22 protein-coding genes and 1 tRNA gene are annotated in these 20,234 nt (G+C 63.1%); 2 read left to right on the top strand and 21 right to left on the bottom strand.

Annotated features, from left to right (window positions below; genetic code table 11):
- Nucleotide 1: 1 nt before the first annotated feature.
- The 19 genes from BMY29_RS10885 to BMY29_RS10975 form a co-directional block, all read right to left on the bottom strand.
- Complete coding sequence (locus tag BMY29_RS10885) at nucleotides 2–955, bottom strand: phage major capsid family protein (protein ID WP_049991304.1); 954 nt, start codon at nucleotides 953–955, stop codon at nucleotides 2–4.
- A gap of 2 nt (nucleotides 956–957) precedes the next feature.
- Entirely contained in the window at nucleotides 958–2,433 is a 1,476-nt protein-coding gene (locus BMY29_RS10890) for an XkdF-like putative serine protease domain-containing protein (protein ID WP_049991303.1), read from the bottom strand.
- Between the two features lie 181 nt (nucleotides 2,434–2,614).
- Complete coding sequence (locus BMY29_RS10895) at nucleotides 2,615–4,486, bottom strand: phage portal protein (RefSeq protein WP_049991302.1); 1,872 nt, start codon at nucleotides 4,484–4,486, stop codon at nucleotides 2,615–2,617.
- Between the two features lie 15 nt (nucleotides 4,487–4,501).
- Nucleotides 4,502–6,193 carry a phage terminase large subunit family protein gene (locus BMY29_RS10900; protein WP_049991301.1) on the bottom strand — a complete coding sequence of 564 codons (1,692 nt, stop codon included), beginning with the start codon at nucleotides 6,191–6,193 and terminating at the stop codon, nucleotides 4,502–4,504.
- The gene (locus tag BMY29_RS10905; protein ID WP_049991300.1) at nucleotides 6,186–6,914 is read right to left on the bottom strand and encodes a hypothetical protein; all 729 of its coding nucleotides are present in this window, start codon (nucleotides 6,912–6,914) and stop codon (nucleotides 6,186–6,188) included. The genes BMY29_RS10900 and BMY29_RS10905 overlap by 8 nt, the downstream gene beginning before the upstream one ends.
- Nucleotides 6,915–7,093: 179 nt before the next feature.
- Entirely contained in the window at nucleotides 7,094–7,300 is a 207-nt protein-coding gene (locus BMY29_RS10910; protein ID WP_049991299.1) for a hypothetical protein, read from the bottom strand.
- Nucleotides 7,301–7,383: 83 nt separating this feature from the next.
- On the bottom strand, nucleotides 7,384–7,983 hold the full coding sequence (locus BMY29_RS10915; RefSeq protein WP_049991298.1) for a hypothetical protein: 600 nt from the start codon (nucleotides 7,981–7,983) through the stop codon (nucleotides 7,384–7,386).
- Between the two features lie 192 nt (nucleotides 7,984–8,175).
- Entirely contained in the window at nucleotides 8,176–8,358 is a 183-nt protein-coding gene (locus BMY29_RS10920) for a hypothetical protein (RefSeq protein WP_049991297.1), read from the bottom strand.
- Nucleotides 8,355–8,948: a hypothetical protein gene (locus tag BMY29_RS10925; RefSeq protein WP_049991296.1), complete on the bottom strand. Its 594-nt coding sequence runs from the start codon at nucleotides 8,946–8,948 to the stop codon at nucleotides 8,355–8,357. Before BMY29_RS10925 ends, BMY29_RS10920 begins: the two co-directional genes overlap by 4 nt.
- 112 nt (nucleotides 8,949–9,060) lie before the next feature.
- The gene (locus tag BMY29_RS10930; protein WP_049991295.1) at nucleotides 9,061–9,309 is read right to left on the bottom strand and encodes a hypothetical protein; all 249 of its coding nucleotides are present in this window, start codon (nucleotides 9,307–9,309) and stop codon (nucleotides 9,061–9,063) included.
- Nucleotides 9,302–9,697, bottom strand: a complete 396-nt coding sequence (locus BMY29_RS10935) for a hypothetical protein (RefSeq protein ID WP_049991294.1) — start codon at nucleotides 9,695–9,697, stop codon at nucleotides 9,302–9,304. The genes BMY29_RS10930 and BMY29_RS10935 overlap by 8 nt, the downstream gene beginning before the upstream one ends.
- A complete protein-coding gene (locus tag BMY29_RS10940) occupies nucleotides 9,694–9,924 on the bottom strand; it encodes a hypothetical protein (RefSeq protein ID WP_049991293.1) in 231 nt (76 codons plus the stop codon). Before BMY29_RS10940 ends, BMY29_RS10935 begins: the two co-directional genes overlap by 4 nt.
- A gap of 309 nt (nucleotides 9,925–10,233) precedes the next feature.
- Nucleotides 10,234–10,635 carry a hypothetical protein gene (locus tag BMY29_RS10950; protein WP_049991291.1) on the bottom strand — a complete coding sequence of 134 codons (402 nt, stop codon included), beginning with the start codon at nucleotides 10,633–10,635 and terminating at the stop codon, nucleotides 10,234–10,236.
- Nucleotides 10,636–12,738, bottom strand: a complete 2,103-nt coding sequence (locus BMY29_RS10955) for a minichromosome maintenance protein MCM (RefSeq protein WP_049991290.1) — start codon at nucleotides 12,736–12,738, stop codon at nucleotides 10,636–10,638.
- A 256-nt stretch (nucleotides 12,739–12,994) separates the two neighbouring features.
- Entirely contained in the window at nucleotides 12,995–13,591 is a 597-nt protein-coding gene (locus tag BMY29_RS10960; RefSeq protein WP_049991289.1) for a hypothetical protein, read from the bottom strand.
- Nucleotides 13,588–13,929, bottom strand: coding sequence for a hypothetical protein (locus tag BMY29_RS10965; RefSeq protein ID WP_049991288.1), 342 nt, complete (start codon nucleotides 13,927–13,929; stop codon nucleotides 13,588–13,590). Before BMY29_RS10965 ends, BMY29_RS10960 begins: the two co-directional genes overlap by 4 nt.
- Entirely contained in the window at nucleotides 13,922–14,071 is a 150-nt protein-coding gene (locus BMY29_RS21075; RefSeq protein ID WP_173424934.1) for a hypothetical protein, read from the bottom strand. Before BMY29_RS21075 ends, BMY29_RS10965 begins: the two co-directional genes overlap by 8 nt.
- 126 nt (nucleotides 14,072–14,197) lie before the next feature.
- A tRNA-Thr gene (locus tag BMY29_RS10970) sits at nucleotides 14,198–14,271 on the bottom strand.
- A 97-nt stretch (nucleotides 14,272–14,368) separates the two neighbouring features.
- The gene (locus BMY29_RS10975; protein ID WP_049991287.1) at nucleotides 14,369–15,361 is read right to left on the bottom strand and encodes a class I SAM-dependent methyltransferase; all 993 of its coding nucleotides are present in this window, start codon (nucleotides 15,359–15,361) and stop codon (nucleotides 14,369–14,371) included.
- Between the two features lie 146 nt (nucleotides 15,362–15,507).
- On the opposite strand from BMY29_RS10975, the gene BMY29_RS10980 reads away from it, so the two are divergent.
- Together BMY29_RS10980 and dph5 are read left to right on the top strand one after the other, a co-directional pair.
- The gene (locus BMY29_RS10980; RefSeq protein WP_049991314.1) at nucleotides 15,508–15,948 is read left to right on the top strand and encodes a Rieske (2Fe-2S) protein; all 441 of its coding nucleotides are present in this window, start codon (nucleotides 15,508–15,510) and stop codon (nucleotides 15,946–15,948) included.
- 87 nt (nucleotides 15,949–16,035) lie between these two features.
- Nucleotides 16,036–16,809 (top strand): diphthine synthase, encoded by a 774-nt coding sequence (gene dph5 / locus BMY29_RS10985; RefSeq protein ID WP_049991286.1) that lies wholly within the window; start codon nucleotides 16,036–16,038, stop codon nucleotides 16,807–16,809.
- A gap of 139 nt (nucleotides 16,810–16,948) precedes the next feature.
- Here dph5 and BMY29_RS10990 read toward each other — a convergent pair whose 3' ends face one another.
- Entirely contained in the window at nucleotides 16,949–19,216 is a 2,268-nt protein-coding gene (locus BMY29_RS10990; RefSeq protein WP_049991285.1) for a glycoside hydrolase family 3 N-terminal domain-containing protein, read from the bottom strand.
- Between the two features lie 592 nt (nucleotides 19,217–19,808).
- Nucleotides 19,809–20,183, bottom strand: a complete 375-nt coding sequence (locus BMY29_RS10995) for a DUF8160 family protein (protein WP_049991284.1) — start codon at nucleotides 20,181–20,183, stop codon at nucleotides 19,809–19,811.
- Between the last annotated feature and the right edge of the window lie 51 nt (nucleotides 20,184–20,234).

A 20,234-nucleotide genomic window follows, 5' to 3' on the forward strand; every position in this document is an offset into this window, starting at 1 on the left:
CTTAGACCTGGATGCCCGAGACGTGGACTGCCGCCTCTTCGTCCTCGATCGCGAAGTCGTCGCGAACCCGCATGAAGTAGCGAGCGAAGAGGTCGTTCTCGGCGACCTTGTCCGTGTTCGTGAGAACGTTGATCTCGACCTCGTCGTAGAGGCCGTAGACGAAGTTCTGCGGGTGCGTGAACACCGCCGTGTCCTCGGGCCACGCAGCGACGCCGACGACGTCGTACGAGAACGGCGTGATGTCCTCGTCGCCGAAGATGACGGCCGATCCCAGCGGGTCCTCCCGCTCGGTCAGCGCCATCCGGTACTGCTGAACCTTGTTCTCGTTCATGTAGAACACGGGCTCGAACCGGTCCGAGCGCAGGTACTTGTTCGGCATCGCCTGGATCGCCTGGTCGAAGAGACTCGTGTTGACCGGCTGGGCGTTGCCGTTGTCATCCGTATGGTCGTAGGTGGCAGTGTCGGCGGAGTTCGAGAGGATCTTCAGCCAGCCATCGTTCTGGTTGAGGAACGCGTCAGCACTGGACTCGTCGCCGTTGATCCCGAGGTCCTGGGTGTCGACCGCGAACTGCCGGGCCAGCATGTCCAGGACGATCTCGTCGACGTTGTCGAGCGTGTCGTCGACGGACTCTCGAGAGAGGTCGTATGCGAGCGTGCCCTTCTCGACGTCCAGGCTGACCGCATCGGTGTTGACCTCGCCCTGCCCGTCACCGCCGGAGTTCTCCGCCGAGGCGCGGCGCATGCGCTCGCCGACGCTGATCCGGGGCAGGTCCATCTGCGGCCGCGGGAGGTCCTCCGTGCGGGCCCCCTCGAGCATGGTCGCCGAGTCGACGACCTTCTGGTACCACTCTTCGAAGAGGTCCCGCGGCAGGACGCCGCCGGCCATGTCCGTGGTGTCGAGCTTCTCGAGTGCCTTTTCGTTCTGCGTCCGGGTACCGTTGATAGTCTGCGTCATCGTTAGTTACCTCGCGCCTTCCGCGGGTCCAGCGTGAAGCCGCTGCCTTTATCGGTCTCTTCGTCAGCGCCCTTGCCGAGCTGCTGTGTGTCGGTACCAGTCTGCTCGGAGATCGAGTCGATGCGTGCCTCGAGTTTCTTCGCCCACTCGGGCTTGTCTTCGGCGTCGCCGTCATCGAGGGCCTTCTCCTCGATCTCGTTGACGCGTTCGTCGAGGGTCTTCGCCCACTCGGGTGCGTCTGCCATCGGATCGTCCGTTTCGGCGCCGGCGTCTTTCTCCTCGCTCTCGAGGTCGTCGATGCGGTCGTTGAGGGCCTTCGCCCATTCGGGGGCGTCGGCCATCGGATCGTCTTCGTTACTCATGTCAGTAGAGTCGTCCGGCGTATCGCCGCCGGTGGCGGATTCAAAAGGCGGTCCGTCGGTTCCTGCACTGTCCTCGTCTTCATCGTCGGGCTCGTCCTCATCGGGATCTGGCCACGGGCGCGCCTGGTGCTCACTGAGGTCGAAGGCGAAGTCGTCGCGGTCGGTGAACCGCTCGATGCTGTGGTCGACGCCGGCGTCCTCAAGGACGTCCAGCGAGGCGTCGATCGTCGCGAACAGTGAGTCCCGGTTTGACTGCGAGAGCGTCCGACCCTCCTTGGCGGTCTCGCGGTCCTTCCGCGGATCCGCGTCAGATGTGTCGGCGACGTTGGCCCCGGCGTCGTCGGCGCCGAGGAACGTGTCGACCGCGGCCTTGCCGATCCGGTGGAAGATGCTCTTCTCACCTGGCTCGGTCGAGCCGTCGACGGAGACTGCCTCGTTGAGGACGTCCCACAGCCGTTCGGCTTCGGCCTCCGAGTGGCCGCGCTGCTGAGCCTCCTCGAGGAACCCTTCCGGATCGCCGAGGTAGTCACCAAGGCGCTTCTCGGCGTCGGCCTTCGTCTCGAGGATCTGCGCGTCGGGGACCGCCGGGATGTCGACGGCACTCACCTCGCGGATGATTCCGTCGGTGAGCTCCCAGACGAGCGCGTCCTCGCTAAGGTCGTCCGGGACGGCGACGTCGTCGACCTCGTCCTGATCGAACGGGCCGTTCCAGTCGACCTGGATCGCGCCGATCGAGTAGCCCTCGAGGATCCCGTCGGCGATCAACTCCCAGAGGTCGGCGTTGTTGATCCGCCACTCCTGGACCCACGCGCCGGCGCCGACGGTCTGGCCGCCAATCTCCTCGGCCTCGTCGAGGACCTCGTTGCGCTCGAGGCCCATCCAGCCATCGGGGAAGACGGCGTGCATGATACCGCCGCCGGCCTCGCCAGCCTCGACGAACGCCTCGAACTGGTCGGCGAACCCGCGGATGGTCTCCTCGCGAGCGAAGTCGTTCTGGAGGTCGACCGCGTCCGGCACCATCACGATGCCGGCCGCGATCTGCTCGTCGTCGTCCTTCGCGACGAACTCGACGTCCTTGCGGAAGGCCGATCCTCCGGCTTTACTTACGGGCGGCATGTGTCAGTCCTCGTCATCGTCGGCGGCGTCCGCGTCGGCGTCCTTGAGTTTCCGGGCTCGACCGGTGGAAAGGACGCCACGCTTCTCGCCGCGCTCTTGATCCTTGTTGGTCATGTCAGAATGCCCGGTCAAGCCTCGCACAGGGGAGTCGGGTCGCTCCCTGGGTCATCGGCGATCCGCGTTACATCGAGATGTCGTCCGGCTCCTCATCCGGATCAGGCGCCGGCCCCTCCGGCAACCTGTCGTGAAAATTAGTTATCTCAACATACGGATACTTGAGGCGGATGTTGTCGTAGTGGTAGCCGCCAGCGCTCGAGGCGCTGGTCAGCCCTGACCACTCCGCCGCCGGGACGTCGACGTAGGCGTAGAGCGAAGACGTACCCTCGTCGCGTTTGAACGAGAGGTAGAGTTCCTGCTCATCGAAGTCGTACAGCCCCTCGTCCAGGTTCGAGCTTGAGAACTGCATCTGTTCGATCTCCTTCGTCGCGAGATCTTCCTCGACGTCGGCCCAGTTGCGCTCGCCGATCTTGTTCTCCTCAGGTGGGAGTTGCTCCTCAAGCGCAAACTCCTCGCCAGGCAGACCGTCGTTCCCACCGGCCCCGAGGTTCGCAAGCAATGTGTCGCCGGCGACATCGTGTCCGTCGGGCATAGGATCCAGTCCGAGTTCGGAGCGCGCTTCGTCTACAGTCATCGCGCCTTGGGCCGCGCGGATCCGGTTGTTCGCGATACGTGCATCGCGTTCCGGGCGATCAGCTCCACGGAGCTCAAATCGAATCGTCCAGTCATCGACACCGAGTGCCGTTTGGTGAAGGATCTGGTAGAGACGGCTCTCAAACTTCTTCTGCTCAGGGGCGATAACGTCCTCAGCGAACTCGCGAACCTGTTCTTTTGAATTGCTTCGGTTCGCCGTGTCTGTGACGTTGATAAGAATCGGTGGTACGGAATGTACCTTCGCGATTTCATGCTCGTTCCGTTCGCGGAACTTCTGGAACTCCATGTCGAGGTCCTCTCGAGAGCCGACCGGCACCAGTTCGATATCGAGATCGTTGTCATCTTCGCCGGTGAGGTCATGCTCCTGCTCGAACTCCTCGACCTCGAGGATCGCTGTCCGATAGCGAGTCCCCTTGAGGTTGTCCATCAGATCCCGAAGTTCGTCTTTCGAGTCCTCAGTAAGCGTGCCGCCCGTGACCTGGACGACGTAGTACGGGATGCCGTGGTGGTCGAAGAGATCGTGGTTCCACTCTTTGGCTGCCTGGTCGGCCCCCATCGTCTGCATGGCAGCGACCCAGTCGGGGATCCCGTAGTACAGCGAGAGCGGGCTGGGGTTCGGGATGAAGATGAGTTCGTTCGCGGGGCCGTTCTTGAGCTCGGCGGCACTCGACGCGACCTCGCCAGTCTCCTTGTCGACGAAGAGCTTGTCGTCACCGTAGCGATCGCCGGCCTCGCCGAAGTACCGTCGCCGGCCCTGCCTGACCTGCAGATAGCCGTGGCCCTTCTCGATGACCTCCTTCTCCTCGCCGTCTTCGGTCCTGATCGTCTTGGATGTCTTCCGGACTCGGACCGTCGTCGCCGGGACGTGCGCCAGGCCGATCGGCGTGCCGTCGCCCTCGACGAGGATCTCGAGTGCGGCCCAGCCGACGCCGTGGTAGTCCTGCCGAGCGAGTTCGAGGACCTCCTCTGGTGTCGAGGCGGCCGTCCCCTCAGGACCGATCTGCCACCTTGAGGTAGCGCCGTGCCAGAGCGTTTTGACAGCGTCGTGTTCCTCGCTGTCTGGATCCGGGTCGTCGGCCTGTGGGTGCGGGACGATCTCGAAGCCGTAGCCGACCTCGTACCGGGATTTCTTCCTGATACACGCTTGGTGAGTCTCATTTATTTCTTGAAAAGCCGCTAGCGTCTCGGGGTCGTACGGCGGCTGGATCCCGAGGCCGGCGTCGACCGAGATCCGCCGCTCGTCCAACTGGGTCGTCTCGCGGACCTTGTCCATCGTCTTCCCGTTGCCGAGCGTATCGACTGAGAGTTCGATCTGTGTCTCGCCAGTATCGTCGCTACTCATGGTTTGTCACTCATATTAAAGGTAGCTCACGCCACTGCTGCCGCTCTCGTCGTCTTCACTGCCCTCTTCGTCGCCCACGTTGCGATCGTCAACGTCGTCGAGCGCGCCGATCTCCTCGAGGCGGCGGAAGCCCTTCTCGGCCATGTACCAGGATGCAATCAGGTCCGGCGTGTGGCCGTGGAGCTTCCCATCACGGCGCTCGAGTGACTGCATCGCCGTGATGAAGTCCTCGGTCGGGCGGTGACCGCGGTGGAAGAGGATGTAGCCGTTATCGACGAGCGTCCGGATACGCGGGATGCCGTTCTCCCAGCTGTGTTTCTTCCCGGTCGTCGCCAGGCCGGTGACCTTCGCGGCTAGCTGGGCGTCGAACTCGATCGCGTCCTCGGCGACGTAGGACTGCATCCCGTTGTCCTCGATCACGATCAGTGCCGGGTCATACCGCCGGTCGTACTCGAGAAGCTGGTGTTTGACCTCGCTGGGCTTCATCCCCTGCTCGGAGTAAGCGTCCAGAAGACGACGTCGACCGTCGCGTTGGAGCAGCCACACCGAGAACGCGGCATCGTCGCCGGTCGGCGAGTTTGCCGGGTCGTGGCCGAGGATGATCGCCTCGCCAGGCCCGGCGCGGTACTTCGGCGGCGGGTCACGATCCGAGATCGAACAGCCGCCCTCGCCGGCTGGCTTCCGGACGTCCTTCGCGTCGATCAGGTTGCCCGACGCGCCCATGATGACCAGGCAGTACTCCCGCCAGAAGCGGTGGTCGGCCATCTTCGACCGCTTCTTTTGGAGCCACCCAGGTCCGCGGGCCTCTGGCCAGAGGACTCGGAGCGTCTCGCCCTCGTTCCATGGATCCTCGACCTTGGTGTAAAGGTCTTCGTCAGGCCGGCGATCGTCCCAGTCGTCATCCTCGCGGAACTGCTGATCCCAGTAGTCCAAGACCGCGGGGTACTCGTTGAACTCGTACCCCTCAAGCGTCCGGAAGTGGTTGTAGATGTCGTCGGACCGTTTTCTGGTCCCGATGACGACTGTTCGGCCGTGGTCTTTGACCATTGGAACACAAACGGCCTCGATCCAGTCGAGGACGTCCTCCGTGTCGCCGTCGCCTTTCTCCTTGATGATGTCGTCGAGGATCAAGAGGTGGGCACGGTCGCCCTCGATCCCGCCGCCGAGCCAGCCGGCGTTGAGGATCGACCCATTCGCGAAGATCTTCGACTGGATGGTCTCCTTCTGCGGCGGCGCGTTCAGGTTGACGAGCCACGAGTTCCGCTCGACCATCTTCCAGAACTCGGTATCGGCCTTCTTCTGGACCGAATCCTGGTTGTTCATCGCCCAGATCCCGCGGTAGCCGTCCTTGTACTCAAGGCAAGCGATGAGATAGGTGAGCGTGATCGTTGTCTTCAGCCCGTCGCGGTGGCACAGCAGGATCCGGTCGCCACCGTCGAACTCCTTGAGCCAGAGTTCGTGGTGGTCGCCAAGAAGATGGTAAGGGTCGTCTTCCATCTCCTCGGCCATGTAGTTCATCGTCAGCTCGTTCGCGAACGCAAGCCAATCGCCCGTCTCGAACGGGTTGAGGATCTCACGCTTGCGCTCGAGGTCGCTGGTGACGTCAACGAGCCACTCGGCCTGGTCGTCCAGGCCAGCCGTACCATCGAGATCATCAGGCGGAACGAACTCTTGATCCTCGATCGCCGGCTCCTGTGCGCTACTCATCTCTGGATGCCTCCGCAGCGCGCTCGTGTCGCTTTTTCAGGAACTCGAGGGCCATCTCTTTCTCCTTGTCGCCGAGGGTGCGCTCGCCATCAATCGACCCTGAGTGTTCGCTGCGAATCTTCTCGCCTTTCTCGATCTTGTCGCGGCGGTGCTTGACCTTCGACTTCGTATCGACCAAGTGGGCGATCGTCTTTGCCCGTTGTGCGAGTGGACCGTCGTTCAGGTGCAGCTCGCGATAGGACTCAATCGGATCCTCGATGGGCTCTTCGCAGTTAGGGCAGATCCCAATCTCCGGCGACGGGAACTCCCATCCGCAGATACGGCAGATGTATTGGGGATCGAGTGATGGATCCTCGAGGAGTCCTTCGGCCCGCAGGAATCGGACCAGCTCGAAGTCAACCAGGTGCTCGAGTTTATCAAGATCCTCAACATCGTCGAGGGCCTCCAGCCGTTCGATGTCATCTTCGTTGAGGTCCTCAGAGTAGAGGCCATGTTTGTACGCGCCATTATCCTCGCCGGAGGGGGCGCCGCCGTTACCGCCATGGGTCTTACAGCGGCCGTGATCCGTATCGGTCCCCCAGCCTGATGTCCGCGAGCAGTAGCCGACGAAGACGCTCTCGCTACTGCGTTTCTCTGTGCGACGAGCGTTGCAGTAGCTATCTGGATCGCGTTCGGGGACATCGTCGATTGGTTTGCCGATCAGATCGTCTTCGTTGCTCATGAGGTTGATTTAGAAACGGGGGGTTCCATGGGGTTGGTCACTGCCAGTACTCGAGTCGCAGCAGTAGACGAGAACGGATCCAGTCACCAGGCGCCCCGTCCACAGTAGGATGTCGGCGCCAAGAACATCTCTTGGCCCTCACAGTCGTCGACGAGTTAGAGTGAACAAGACCACCAGGATCACTTGCCCGTCGGTAGGAGCCGTTCGACCTCGATGTTCCAGAGCCGGCCAACTAGGAGGAATACCAGTGCCGTGAATACGCCGTAGTAGGGCGGAGCCACTGCCGCAACGCCTTCGAGTGTGAGCGACAGCGTGATCGCCGACCAGAGGCCGACGAGAATCAGCGCAACGATCTTCGGGATGGCGTCGTTGTCTTCGTGCGGCATCAGTGCCCACCACAGGCAGATAAGTTCGATTCTCGCTCGATCCATCGATTCGGTACAGATTGGTTCAACAGACATGGCATCTATCAGACCTCGATCGGGTCGGTGAACTCCTCGATGACGTGATCGAGACCGAGATCGAACGCCACCATCACGACACCGGTCTCGACGTCCATCGTCTCGCCGCGGTAGTGATCTCGCCACTGGTCCGGACGCCACGACGTTGCCTCTTCATGGGCGGTGATGACAGTCCCGTCGTCAGCTTCGAACAGTCGGACGTGGACCTGGCGAGGCCGGAAGAAATTCGGGGCGCCACGGAACGGCTTCGGTCCCTCATAGCGCGCCCAGCTCGCGACCTCCGGTCGGCCCTTCCAATCTGTCGCGAAAGAGGCCAGTGGCTGGGGTTCGTAGCCAGCCTCCGCGAAGTCCTCGAGGATGTCCTCGGGTGAGCGGTCGACGATGTCGACGACCTCGTTGATGCCGACCTCGGTCTCAGCGTAGAGGTTCTCGTCGTGGCGTTGGAACAGGCGATGCAGGATCGGGATAGCGTGTCGCCGGAGCGGACCCCAGAAACGGGCCCGGTCGTTGAAGTAGTGCTCACCGACATAGTGTCGGGCGAGTACCAGCAGCGACACGATCGCGACGCCGCCGTAGTAGACGACGTCGTCTGGTAGTGCTTCGAGCATGGTTTATCAGTATGAAAAGGGGGTGCGCCGGGTCGCGTGTTCTGAGAGGCCTTCCCGGCCTGATCCCGGCGCGGGTCGGGACGGCCCGTGGACGCTGAGTAATCGCGGGATGGTGCCCGCCCCGAAACGAGGTGTGTCAGCGGAAGCGATGGTAGGGCCCTCAGTCCGACGGGGCAGGGGCGACGTCGGACGTCATCGGGGTTGGATAGAAGCCCGACCGGTCGTGATCATGGTGCCGTCGGCGTCGACGACGATCTCCGAGTGCGGATCGTTGAACGTCGGCGTCCAGCGGACTTCGTCGACGACGCCCTCGAGGCGACGCCCGGCGAAGCGGACCTCGACCGGGATGCCCTCGTCGATTGGCTGGCCGGTCATGGGACGACCTCGAGTTCGGTCGGTTTGACGCCCTCGCCGATGTCGCCGCCGAACGCCCGGTTGTAGACTGTCGCGACGCGGTCGCAGATCTCGCCACCGACGAAGCGGCCGTCGCCGTAGCAGTCGTTCACGCACTTCGGGAGCGAACCCCGGAGCGCGTCATACCACTGCAATTGGCCACCGCAGTTCGGACAGACCTGATCGGCGTGGGCGTGCATCCAGTCGGTAGGCTCATCCTCCCGATCGAGGCGCTCGGCCAGCGCGAACCAGACCCACTCGTCGCGAGTGCTGGATTCGCCGTTGGCCTCTGCTTTGAGCTTCCGAAGGTGGGTGGCGACGCGTCGGTACAGCTGGGCGACGCGGTCCTCGTCGATCCACCGCGTTCCGAAGTGCCGTTCGTGGCACTCCCGAAAGCGACTCATCAGCGCGATCTTGCTCGAGCATCGCGAGCCGGTGGTGAGGATGTACGAGTCGTCGCCGTAGGCGTTGTCGCCGGTCGAGTAGCGGAGTTCTTGGCCGTCCTCGGTGACGATTGTATCCTCCGAGAGCGACGCACCGGACTCTGGACAGAAGGCGTGTGTACCGTGCATAAGAAGACACTCTCCGCTGGTGGCCCCCGGTTCACCCGCCCCGATGGCGTCCCCAGTTTGGGCTTGCTATCAGGTATAGTGAGTGTCGCGCTTAAAGACTGGAAAAGCAGTCCTATTTTTCGGGTAGTTTCACATCGACCGTCCGGTAGTGCTTCTTTCGGAGATCGTCGTACTGGAGCACGTGGCCGGCGACGTCTCGCTGCTCGAGTTCGGTCAACGAGTCGCGGACGGTCCGGACAGTGAGATCGGTCGCGTCGGCGATCGCCTGTGCCGTGGTCGGTTCCATGCGCTCAAGGACGATCCAGACGAGTTTCGTCGCTGCCGTGCAGTCGTGGATCTCTGTCGGGAGTTGTTCAGGCATGGTGTTCGGTAGCTTCGAAGTCGATCGCGACGACGCCGTCGGGCTCGAGGACAGTCATGTCCAGCCGGATGGCGTCGGATCGGCAGATGAACGCACTCCGTTCGGCCCCGTCGATGACCGTGACCATCTTGTCGTCGAACGGCCGGAAATCCTCATGGCCGCCGGGATTCAGAGAGTGCGCCTCAACCTCGACCCAGCCCCGCGGGATCTCACGGGCCATGTCGATCGAGATGACGAGGACGCCATCGTGAGGCTCGTTGCCCAGCTGCTCGAAGCGGTCGCGGGCCTCGAGGAGTGTCTTGATCGAGGTCGGGCCGTCGACGGTCGCGACGTCGTCGTCCTCGAGGGCGTTCCGCCAGAGCTCGAGGGTATCTTCGAAGACGCTCATCCCTTGAGCACACCTCGGACTGCGCCCCGGACTGTTCGTGAGTCGACCTTCGAGCAGTCGAAGCAGAGCGTGTTGTGCGGATGGTCGTGGCCGCGATCGACCGCATAGAGTTCGCGTTCGACGGTCGTGGGATCGAACGCTTCACCGCAGTAGGTGACGCCGATGAGGCTCTCGACGCAGTAGCCGTTGTGACCGTTCTCGAGGTTCACCACGTAGCCGGTCGTCACGAGTCGTCACCCCCTTCGCTTCGCGTAGAGTTCTCAGACTGTGAGACCGACCGATCAGTGTCCGTGAGAACATACCGCTCCGAGCCGGTCATCGTCGTAAACAGGACCGGTTCATCTGACCGGTCAAGTTCGTCAGCGTGAGTGTCGCAGACGGGCGTCCCGTCCTCCGCAAGTTCACGGTCCTCCGGCCACGTCGCCCACAGATTCGCGGGCGCTTTGCATCCGTCTTCGTGCTGGCACGTCACTCGTTCAACGTCGTTCGTGCCTCGGTCTGCAAACGGATTCTCGCGTTCAGTATCGCTCGAGGCGTTACCGGTCATCCCAAACACCCCGAAGCTTCTGGACGCGTTTGTTCGCGATCCCGACCACATCACTACGCCGCTGCGGCTCGTCGACTCTCGAGAAGTACGTTCGATTCTTCTTATCCAGTTTCTCGGCGTCGTTGATCCCCAGTCGGAGATCGCCCTGGTCGTCCTCGGCCCGGAAGAGATCGCCGTTGCGACAGGCGGCTGTGATCGCTTTATGGAGTTCCTCGAGGCCGTAACGGCCGTGGCCGGCGGCGTGGAGCGTTCCGATGACCGATGTCTTCTTCGCGAGCGGGGGCTGTTTGCGACCACTGTTGTGATCGACGGCGCGGATGAGCGCTCCGTAGACTTCCTTCGTGCGCTTGCGCCGTTCTGCTTCCGTCTGGGTGGTAGATGATCGGGCCATCTACGTCACCCGCACCTCCTTGTTGGTCTTCGGCTCGTAGGCGTCGCCCTTCTGTTTTAGCTTCTCGATCTCGTGTTTCGCTTTTTCCTTCGAGATCCCCACCTCTTCGAGTTCCTCGAAGATGTCTTCATAGGGGACGCCGCCAGTTTTGCCGGCCTGCAGTTCCCGAATGACTGCTTCGACGTTCTTGACCCGGTCGCGCTGAGGTTTCGAGGTGTTCGCCTCGACGATGTCGGCGTCGAACTCGCCGTCTTCGTTCATCCCGTAGTCCTGCAGCGACTCGCCGACCAGCCGCTTCGCGCGTTGGATGTCCTCCTCTTCGATCCACTGCGAGAGACGAGCTCGAGCGCTCGCTTCGGCCAGTCGGTGCATGTCCTGCAGCTTCCGCAGCGTGATCGGGACGGGTGCGTCCTCGTCGTAGCCATTGACGGCTCGCATTCGGACGTACGCATCGCGGAGCTTATTCCGATCCTCTTCAGTTCGGAACCGCGGGTCGGGCAGTTGGCGGGCGTAGGCGACGTACTTCCGGAGGAGACCGTGGTCGATGACGCGGTCGTCGTCATCGGTGTCGGTTCCCTCGCCGGCCCGTTTCGCTTTCGCGCTCTCTTTCGTCTCGAGGACGTGTTCGGCCTTCTCTCGGTCCGTCTCTTCGTCCGGGATGTCCTGCAGTTTGAAGATGAGCGCGAACCGAGAGAGCAGCGTCTCGCTCAGGTCGATCTGCTCACTGTCGGCGACGTAGTTGTCCCAGCGGTCGTGCTTCGGGTTGCCGCCAGCGAACACCGACGTCTCCGCGGGGAGCGTCGAGTTGATCCCAGCCTTGTTGACGTCGACTTTCATGTCCGCCATCGCGCCGTGCATCGAGTCTTGGACGTCTTCGCGAACCTTGTCGATCTCGTCGATAGATGCAAGGCCGTTGTTCGCCTGGACGAGTGCGCCGGCGTCGAGCGTCCACTCGCCGTCTGCCCAGTCGTCCTGTTTCGCCGTCGCGGTCATCCCTGCCTCGGTTGCACCCTTGCCGTTCGCGAAGACCGACCGCGGGGCGATCAGATTCGCCTCCCGGAGGAGCGTCGACTTCCCGGTCGAGGCGTCGCCGATCAGCAGCATGTGGAAGACGCCCCGGACCTCGCGACCGTTGTCGAGTTCGACGGTCGCGCCGCCGATCAGCATCAGGAAGAGTCCCTCCTTGATGAGGTCGTACTTCTCGCCAGTCAGGTCGGGTGCGATGCTGCCGAGGATGGCCTCGAACAACGGGCCGTACTCGCCGTTTACGATCGCTTCGATCTGCTGTTTGTCTTCCTCGGTGATCTCGAGGTCCTCGAAGTTTGTATCGGAGATATCGATGTGGTGGCCCTCGAGGTAGGGCTTGAACCGGTTGCTCTTCTTGTTGTTCGAGCCGTCCTGCTTGAGTCGGAGGCGACCGGTGACGTCGACGCGATCGCCGGGCTCGGCCTGATCGGTGAGGTCGTCCTCGAGGGTGATGTCGATCTTCGTCCCCTCGCCGCCTCGGACGACCTCGGGTGGCTCGGCCAGCCGGAGCAGCTGGGCGTCGACGAACTCCGACTGATCGAAGTTGATGTGGAACGGTCCCTGCCGTTCACAGCCCGAGCACTCGTGGGGTTCTTGGAAGTCATCGGCCGTACCAGACTGCGGGACCCGGTTGAGCGTGCCACAGAGCTGGCACTCGAAGGCCGCTTCCTCGATCTTCGGATCGACGTCGGTCGCCTTCTCGACCTGCCCCTCGATCGTGAGATACGGTTCCTTGCTGTGACGCTTCGTCGGCGAGAACCAACCCGGGTAGTACGAGTCGGTCTCGTTCAGATTGTACACGCGGACGTGTGCCTGCCCGAGCGAGACGTCGATCGGGAGATCGTACATCCGGAGCGCCTCTTCGGCGTACCGCTGGAACTGCTCCGGTTGAGCGAGGTAGTCATCCGCGAGATCGGGATCGAACCGGAAGAGGTCCTCCCAGTCGACCTCGAGGGAACGTTGCTCGTTCGGGTAGTGTTGGGCGAGCGTGCGGATCTCCTCGTCGTAGTAGCCACGGAAGAACTCCTGGAAGTCCTCCACGAGTTCCGCGTTTGCAGCGTCTTTTGCGGCCGACATTACGCGATCCACCTCCGTTGGACCGGTGTTGTGGAGGTGTGTAGACTACACAACACCGATCGAGAGGTGTTGCGTCGTTCGAATGCGAGCGATGCGAGCGATGTGCGAGCGTACCGATGACTAATCGACATTTGCTTTCTTGAATTACTTCAGGGGATTTTCTCCCAGTACAACCGTCCTTGTACTCAGGACGGTCCTGGGGGCGGCGGCCCCCTCATGAGGTGTTGTGTAACCGCAACACCTCCGCAACAGGTGTTCACCCAGACAACACCCCTTCGTGGATCCGGACGCCGGCGACCGACTCCGGGAGTTCAGTCGGCGACTTCACGATCAGCCGCGTGTTCCTCGAACTCGAGCGTGGCTCTTTCTCGAACCGGCAGACGTTCTTGTCGCCGACTAACTCCTCGGCCTTCTCCATGACGTCGTAGGTGTTCGTCCGATGGATCTCCACGTCGGCAGCCTCGAGGACGTCCTGAATGCGGTTGCCGTCGTACTCTTCGCGACCAGTTGCTCCGCTGGTGACTCTCGCCGCGTGTTTGAGGACGATCGCGGCCTGTCGATCTCGCTTCGCCGCGGTCTTCCGGGCAACGTCCTGATAGAACTCCGCTGCTCGGTTCATCTTGTTAACCTGGTCGCGGAACTCGACCACGCGCTGCCGAAGCTGCTCGTTCTCCTCCTCGAGAGTGGTGACGCGATCGACAGCACGCTCGGCTGCCTCGACGGGACCGCACTCGGCTGGGTCGACGTCGTCGCCGGCGAACCCGTAGATGAGCTTCCGGAACGCCATCTGGTTCGCGCCGTCCTCGTCGAGCGCTTCGTCGGCACGGCGGGCTTCGGCGTACTCGTCGCTCATGCACGATCACCGTCTGGGTCGTAGCAGATCTCACCGACGCCGGCGATATCGAAATCGGGGCCGGCGACCAGTCCCTGAATGCGCTTTTTCAGCGTGGTATCGGACCGGATGTCGGTGTGGCGTCGGTACAGTCGGCGAAGCTCGACGATCTTGACCGGTTCGCCCGGCTCGAGGTGCTCGATGACGGCGCTGTCGCGATCGTCGTACTCGACAGCCTCGTCGGTGGAGCCTTCGCCAGCCTCGAACTCGGCGACGCGTTCCTTGAGGTCCTGAACTTCGGCTAGCGCTCGCTGGGCGACCTCGAGGGCATCCTCCGGATGGACGTCCGGATCAGACACGGCGGATCACCACGTAGCCCGTCGCGCACTTGTTGCAGGCCAGTCGTTCGCCGTGCTTCGGGTGGTCGATGACGACGTCGGCACCGTCGGTGCAGCTGAGCGCTCCGCAGAACGGGCCGGTCCCGTCGGTGGCGAAACTCACGCTGCAACACCCCCGTTCTGGCCGCTGGTAGAATGGGCTTTGAACCTCGGATTCAGGTTACTGGAAGAAGCACAACTTCCGGAAGAATCGATACCTGCAGGTAGAAGCTTTGAACCTGAGGGTTTAAGCCGGTGGAGGGATTTGAACCCTCGACCTAATCCTTACGAAGGATTCGCTCTGCCAGTCTGAGCTACACCGGCGCTGTGTGCATTTACTCGTAAGACCGATGGCAGCCATAAGGATTGCGAATCGATTCGGTTGTGTGACGGACCATCGTGGGTCGGGCTCTCCTCCTTCCTACCGCTCGAGTCGCACGTCCAGACAGACGTTCAGCTCGTGGGGCGCATAGGAGCGGACCGTGTGGCGAGTCTCGACGGTGACTTCGTACTCGGGTTCGGCGGCCGCACGGATCGCGCGCTCGCCTGGTCCGAACGGATCGTCCTCGTGCTGAATGTCGTAGTAGTGGACCACGCAGTCGTCGCCGGCCGCTGTGACGGCCGACTCGAGGAACTCGTCGGCGCTGTGGGGGAGATTCATCACGAGCTGGTCGGCCCAATTCTCGTAGTCGGACGCGACGTCGCGGACGTCGCCGCGGATCGCGGTTACGCGGTCCTCGACTCCGTTTCGGCGGGCGTTCTCCCGAAGGTACTCGATCGCGTCCGCGTTGATGTCGACGCCGACGCACTCCGCGCCGCGTTTCGCGAACGGGACGACGAACGGGCCGACGCCGGCGAACATATCGAACGCCCGCTCGCCGGATTGGACCTGCTCGGCGACGCGGTGGCGTTCGGTCGCGAGCCGCGGCGAGAAGTACACCGCGGCAAGATCGAGCGCGAACTCACAGCCGTACTCGCGGTGGACGACTTCGGTGTCCGCGCCCGCGAGCAGCTCCCAGTCCCGGACGCGCGTCTCGCCTTTGACCTTCGAGGCCTTGTTCAACACCGTTCCGACGGGGAGATCCGACTCGACGATGGCATCGGCGATCGTCTGCGCGCGCTCGGGGTCGTCCTCGTCGATAAGCGCGGCTTTCCCGAGCCGCTCGTAGGAGGGGGCGAACGCGAGCAGATCCGCGGGCATCGTCTGGCTGTCGCGTTCGTCGACCGGCCGCGAGACGAGCTCGAAATCGTCGTCGAGCGCCCCAGAAACGGCGTCGGGATCGGTGACGGGAACGTAGAGCCAGCCGTCCTCGACGGTGATCTCGTACGCATCGTCGATCAAATCTGCGTCGGCGAGCGTCGTACGCGTCCGTTCCCCCGCTTCACGCGCGACGCGGACGCACGGGACTTCCATACTCGAACTGGCCGACGGGTCGCCGTAACGCTGACGTTTTCGCCCCCGTTCGCGGACCGGTCCACATAGTAAATCGATAGGTGCTATATGAAATTCGCTGGCCGTCGGGAGTGTTTTTCCACCGGGCGTACATACCGTTCGTCGAGATGAGCGAGCGAGCGCGGCTGACGACCGTCGAGACGGTCCGCGAGAACCGGTCGTGGCTGTTCACGATCCGCGATCAGTACGGCGAGAAAGACGAGGCGATCCTCGTTCCCTGCGAGGACGGCGTCGAGGCCTGGATCAATCGCTGCACCCACGAATCTCAGCGCCTCGATGCGGGACGAGGTGCGGCGATACGAGACGGGAAGATCATCTGCCCGAAACACGGATCGATGTTCGACTCCTGTTCGGGGTACTGCGATAACGGCGAGGCGGCCGATACGACCCTGCCGACGGTCGAGATCGACGTCGACGGCGACACTGTCTACCTCACTGACGACGCCGCGACCTTCGTCCACGAGGGCGGAATCGACGACGGTGACGGCAACGTGGACGAAGATGACGATGACGACGGTCCCGCGTCGACCTCACACATCGGATTGTGACGTGCGCTCACGACAGCGATCGCGCTCCGATGCCGAGGGCCACGCCGTCTCGAAAACGTATTCCGCACGCTGGGACTACGAACGACCATGCTCACCTTCATCGGCCTCGGTCTCTACGACGAACGGTCGATCACCGTCGAGGGCCAGGCGGCCCTGCGCGCGGCCGACCGCGTCTACGCCGAATTCTACACCAGTAAACTGATCGGGACGACGATCGACGACCTCGAGTCTCACCACGACGTCGAAATCGAGGTCCGAGATCGAGCCGGCGTCGAACAGGAGCCGGACGACATGCTCGCGGCGGCCGAAGACGAGGACGTCGCCTTCCTGACGGCCGGGGACACGATGATCTCGACGACCCACGTCGACCTGCGGCTGCGGGCCCACGACCGCGGGATCGAGACGCGAGTGATCCACGGCGTCACCGCCCAAACCGCCACCAGCTCCCTGACAGGACTGCAGAACTATCGGTTCGGGAAGGCGACGACGCTGCCGTTTCCCTATGCACACGGCGCCGACGGCCTTCCGGCGAGCGTGACCGAGACGATCGACGAGAACCGGGCCGATGGGCTACACACCGTCGTCTATCTCGACATCAAGGCGGACCGCGAGGAGTACATGACCGCCGACGTCGGCGCGGACCTGCTCGCCGAGGCGTACCCCGACCTGGTCGGCGTCGTCGTCGCCCGCGCGGGCAGTCCCGATCCGCACGTCGAGGCCGGAACGATGACCGAGTTGGCCGAGCGCGAGTTCGGCGATCCGCTCCATCTGCTCGTGGTTCCCGGCGAGTGTCACCTCCTCGAGGCCGACGCGCTGGTCGAACTCGCCGATGCGGACAGAGACACCCTCGATATCGTCTGATCTGATCGATCAGTCGATCGGACTCGAACCGGATCGAACAGCGCCGCTCGATATCCGAACCTATCATAATATACATACACTTTCGATTCTGGTAAGTGTCGTATGAGTTGCGTCGCTACTCCCGGCAACTCATCACGGCTCACTCCGTGACCGTGAACTCGCCCGAGAGCCCGCCGCTCATCACCTCGAACCGGCCCGGTTCGACGACGGTCGATCCGTCCGGATGCGTGACGCCTAACTCCGCGGGTGTGAGCGTGACCGTCGCTCGTTTCCGCTCGCCAGGCGCGATCGTCAGCCGTTCGAAGCCGACCAGTTCTCGGACCGGCGTCACGCGGGAACTAACGACGTCGCGGAGGTACAGTTGAACGGCCTCAGTGCCGGTGCGGTCGCCGCGATTCGCCACGGTCACCGACACGTCGAGGTCGTCGTCGGGGTCGAGGCGGTCGGCGGTGCAGGTGAGCGATTCGTACTCGAAATCGGTGTAACTCAGGCCGTGCCCGAACGCGAACAGCGGATCGTACGCGGGCGGATGGTTGTCCTCGCCGAGCGGCCGCGGGGACGGACGGTGATCGTGGACCGTCGGTAGGTGACCGACGGATTTCGGCATCGAGATCGGCAGTCTACCGGACGGGTTCGTCTCCCCGACGAGGATCTCGGCGATTGCCCGGCCGCCCTCGTAACCCGGATAGAACCCCGTCAGAACGGCGTCGGCGAGCCGACTCTCGTCGGGGATCGCAAGGGGCCGTCCGGCGACGACGACCAGAACGGTCGGCGTCCCCGTGTCGGCGACGCGTTCAAGCAGTCGCGTCTGTGCCTGCGGAAGTTCGAGTTGGCTTCGCGTCGGGAACTCGTCGGTCGGTCCGGTCACGGACTCCGGCCCGAACTCGTGGACGTACCAGGTCTCGCCGAGGACGACGACCGCCGCGTCTGCGGTTTCCGCGGCGGCGGCCGCCGCGTCGAGCTCCGCGTCCGTCGTCGCTCGGATCGACGCACCCGGTTCGAAGGTAACCGTCGTCCCCGTCGTCCTCGCGTCGGTCACCGTTTCGAGGCCGTCGCGGACCGTCGTCCCGTGGGCTTCCGAGAGGCCGGCGACGGTCCAGCCGCTACAGAGGGCGTCGAGGGAGGCGGCGTTCGGACCCGTCACCAGGAGCTCGTCGACGTCGTCGCCGAACGGCAAGGCGTCGCCGTCGTTCTGCAGGAGAACGATCGATTCGCGCGCACACTGCAGCGATAGCTCGCGGTGGGCGTCCCTCCCGACCACCTCTTGGCCCTCGTTCGGGTCCACGTACGGGTCATCGAACAGCCCAAGTCGGAACTTGCATTCGAGGACTCGGCGGACGCTCTCGTCCAGCCGCGCCTCGGGAACCCTCCCTTCCTCGACCAGATCGACCAGCAGATCCGCGTACTCCCGGCCGCCGATCGAGGCCACGTCGAGGCCCGCCCGCGTCGCCTGGTCGACTGCGTCCCGCAGCGACGGCGCGGTTCCGTGTCGGCGGTGAAGGAAGGCGACGCCGTGCCAGTCCGAGAGGGTGAGCCCGTCGAAGCCGAGGTCATCGCGCAGGAGTTCGGTGAGGAAGCGCCGCGAGCCGTGGATCGGTTCACCGTCGACGGCGCTGTACGACGGCATCACCGCGGCCGCACCGGCGTCGATCGCGCGCTCGAACGGGGGGACGAACACGCGGTGGAGCGTACTCATCGAGACGTCGTTCGGGGCAGCGTCCTCCCCGCGCTGCGGGGCGCTGTAGGCCGGGAAGTGCTTGACGGTCGCCGCGACCGCCGTCGAATCAGCGAGCCCGGAGCCGTCGCTGCCGCCCTGTAACCCTTCGACTTCCGCCCTCGCCAGCTCGCCGACGAGGCGGGCGGCCTCGCCGTACGTCTCGTACGTCCGTCCCCACCGCGGCTCCCTGGCGACGTCCGTGTTGGGCGAGTAGTTCACCGTCGCACCGGTTGCGCGCATCTCAGTCGCCGTCACGCGGGCGGCCCGCCGGACCAGATCCGGGCTCCACGTCGCCGCCAGGCCCAGGTTGTGCGGGAAGACGGTCGCCCCCGCCACGTTCGCGTGGCCGTGGACCGCGTCGACCGGGACGAGCAGCGGGATGCCGAGCCTGGTTTCCTCGCGCGCGATCCGCTGTAAGCGGTTGGCGATGCGCGGTACCACGGCCGGACTGTTGTGTTTCGAGAAGCCGGTCGCGAACGGCGTGACCCACCCGATCGCGCGCTCGCGAACGAGCGACTCGAGGTCTTTGAGCGCGTGGCTGCCGTAGGGGTCGGCCCGAGCGTCAGACGAGAATGCGCCGGTCACCTGGCCAGTTTTCTCCGCGAGCGTCATGCGATCGAGGAGGTCGTCTACCCGTTCGTCGATGGACGCCTGGCGGTCTTCGTACGTCGGAGTCCCCTCGTCGACCATTCGAGCGCACTTTTGTGAGCCGCATAATAAGAACCGGGATCCGTTGTGCTACATGAACTCCCTTGAATATAGGGAGACATGCGAACAAGACAGGAAAAATATGAATTCACCATACTCTCTGTTGAGTTCGGTTCCCGAATAACGGTCGATACAAATTAGCGAATAGGACGTTTACAGCGTTTTCCTGGCTTCGAACACGAGCGGGCGGCTTTTCGTGAATGAGAGATCATGGTTCCGTCACGGAACGTGTTTTAGCAAGTTAAACGGTCCAGAAAGCGATTTTGACCGTCGGCTTCACCGATTATCCGCTATCGATACTATATAGTTTCCGAGATAGCATAGTATATGATACTATTCGGACGAATGGCTGGATTCGGTGGAGTATCAACCGACTCAGAGTACGTACTGATAGTACTATATTCAATACTCGCGTGCCGATTTCAGCGCTGAATTGCCGTCCATAGTCTCGCGATCGACGATCTCAGCCCCGCAGTTTACATTCATATAATTGTAATGCTTGTCCGGTATTCCAGTTTCAGGGTGTACCGTGTCCCGCTGCTCCGTATCGATGCGCTTCGAACGTCGAGCGCCCCTACTCGAACTCGTACTCGGCGGCGCTGTAGGCGAGGATATCAGTAACATCCTCACCTTCAATACTTTCGAGGCTCTCGAGTCCGAGGACGATCAACAGCGGGTAGAAGTCGCGCAGTTTCTGGAGGTCGTAGTTTTTCGCGCGCATACACTCGTAGCTGGTCTCCCGGAAGGCCAGTTCGATCTCGTCGCGGAGTTCGTCCGGGAGGTAGATAGTCAGGTTTTCCCACTCTTCTTTGACGTTCGTAACGTCGACCGGTTCGTAGTCGTCGTCCTCGGTGTTCACCCAGAACTTCGCATACTCCGCGTCGGCCGCCTCCGGACCATCGCCGTCGGTACCCGCGGTCGAGCGATCGGATTCGTCGCCGGCGGTCACAGCCGCTCACCCCCTTGGCCGTCCGTTCGCTGTCCGCGGCTCGATCGGAAG

Origin of the sequence: Natrinema salifodinae, from assembly GCF_900110455.1 — an archaeon.
Taxonomy (GTDB): domain Archaea; phylum Halobacteriota; class Halobacteria; order Halobacteriales; family Natrialbaceae; genus Natrinema; species Natrinema salifodinae.

Coding starts and splice junctions, on each gene's coding strand:
- BMY29_RS10885 (WP_049991304.1), bottom strand. CDS start 955: ATGACGCAGACTATCAACGGTACCCGGACGCAGAACGAAAAGGCACTC.
- BMY29_RS10890 (WP_049991303.1), bottom strand. CDS start 2,433: ATGCCGCCCGTAAGTAAAGCCGGAGGATCGGCCTTCCGCAAGGACGTC.
- BMY29_RS10895 (WP_049991302.1), bottom strand. CDS start 4,486: ATGAGTAGCGACGATACTGGCGAGACACAGATCGAACTCTCAGTCGAT.
- BMY29_RS10900 (WP_049991301.1), bottom strand. CDS start 6,193: ATGAGTAGCGCACAGGAGCCGGCGATCGAGGATCAAGAGTTCGTTCCG.
- BMY29_RS10905 (WP_049991300.1), bottom strand. CDS start 6,914: ATGAGCAACGAAGACGATCTGATCGGCAAACCAATCGACGATGTCCCC.
- BMY29_RS10910 (WP_049991299.1), bottom strand. CDS start 7,300: ATGCCGCACGAAGACAACGACGCCATCCCGAAGATCGTTGCGCTGATT.
- BMY29_RS10915 (WP_049991298.1), bottom strand. CDS start 7,983: ATGCTCGAAGCACTACCAGACGACGTCGTCTACTACGGCGGCGTCGCG.
- BMY29_RS10920 (WP_049991297.1), bottom strand. CDS start 8,358: ATGACCGGCCAGCCAATCGACGAGGGCATCCCGGTCGAGGTCCGCTTC.
- BMY29_RS10925 (WP_049991296.1), bottom strand. CDS start 8,948: ATGCACGGTACACACGCCTTCTGTCCAGAGTCCGGTGCGTCGCTCTCG.
- BMY29_RS10930 (WP_049991295.1), bottom strand. CDS start 9,309: ATGCCTGAACAACTCCCGACAGAGATCCACGACTGCACGGCAGCGACG.
- BMY29_RS10935 (WP_049991294.1), bottom strand. CDS start 9,697: ATGAGCGTCTTCGAAGATACCCTCGAGCTCTGGCGGAACGCCCTCGAG.
- BMY29_RS10950 (WP_049991291.1), bottom strand. CDS start 10,635: ATGGCCCGATCATCTACCACCCAGACGGAAGCAGAACGGCGCAAGCGC.
- BMY29_RS10955 (WP_049991290.1), bottom strand. CDS start 12,738: ATGTCGGCCGCAAAAGACGCTGCAAACGCGGAACTCGTGGAGGACTTC.
- BMY29_RS10960 (WP_049991289.1), bottom strand. CDS start 13,591: ATGAGCGACGAGTACGCCGAAGCCCGCCGTGCCGACGAAGCGCTCGAC.
- BMY29_RS10975 (WP_049991287.1), bottom strand. CDS start 15,361: ATGGAAGTCCCGTGCGTCCGCGTCGCGCGTGAAGCGGGGGAACGGACG.
- BMY29_RS10980 (WP_049991314.1), top strand. CDS start 15,508: ATGAGCGAGCGAGCGCGGCTGACGACCGTCGAGACGGTCCGCGAGAAC.
- dph5 (WP_049991286.1), top strand. CDS start 16,036: ATGCTCACCTTCATCGGCCTCGGTCTCTACGACGAACGGTCGATCACC.
- BMY29_RS10990 (WP_049991285.1), bottom strand. CDS start 19,216: ATGGTCGACGAGGGGACTCCGACGTACGAAGACCGCCAGGCGTCCATC.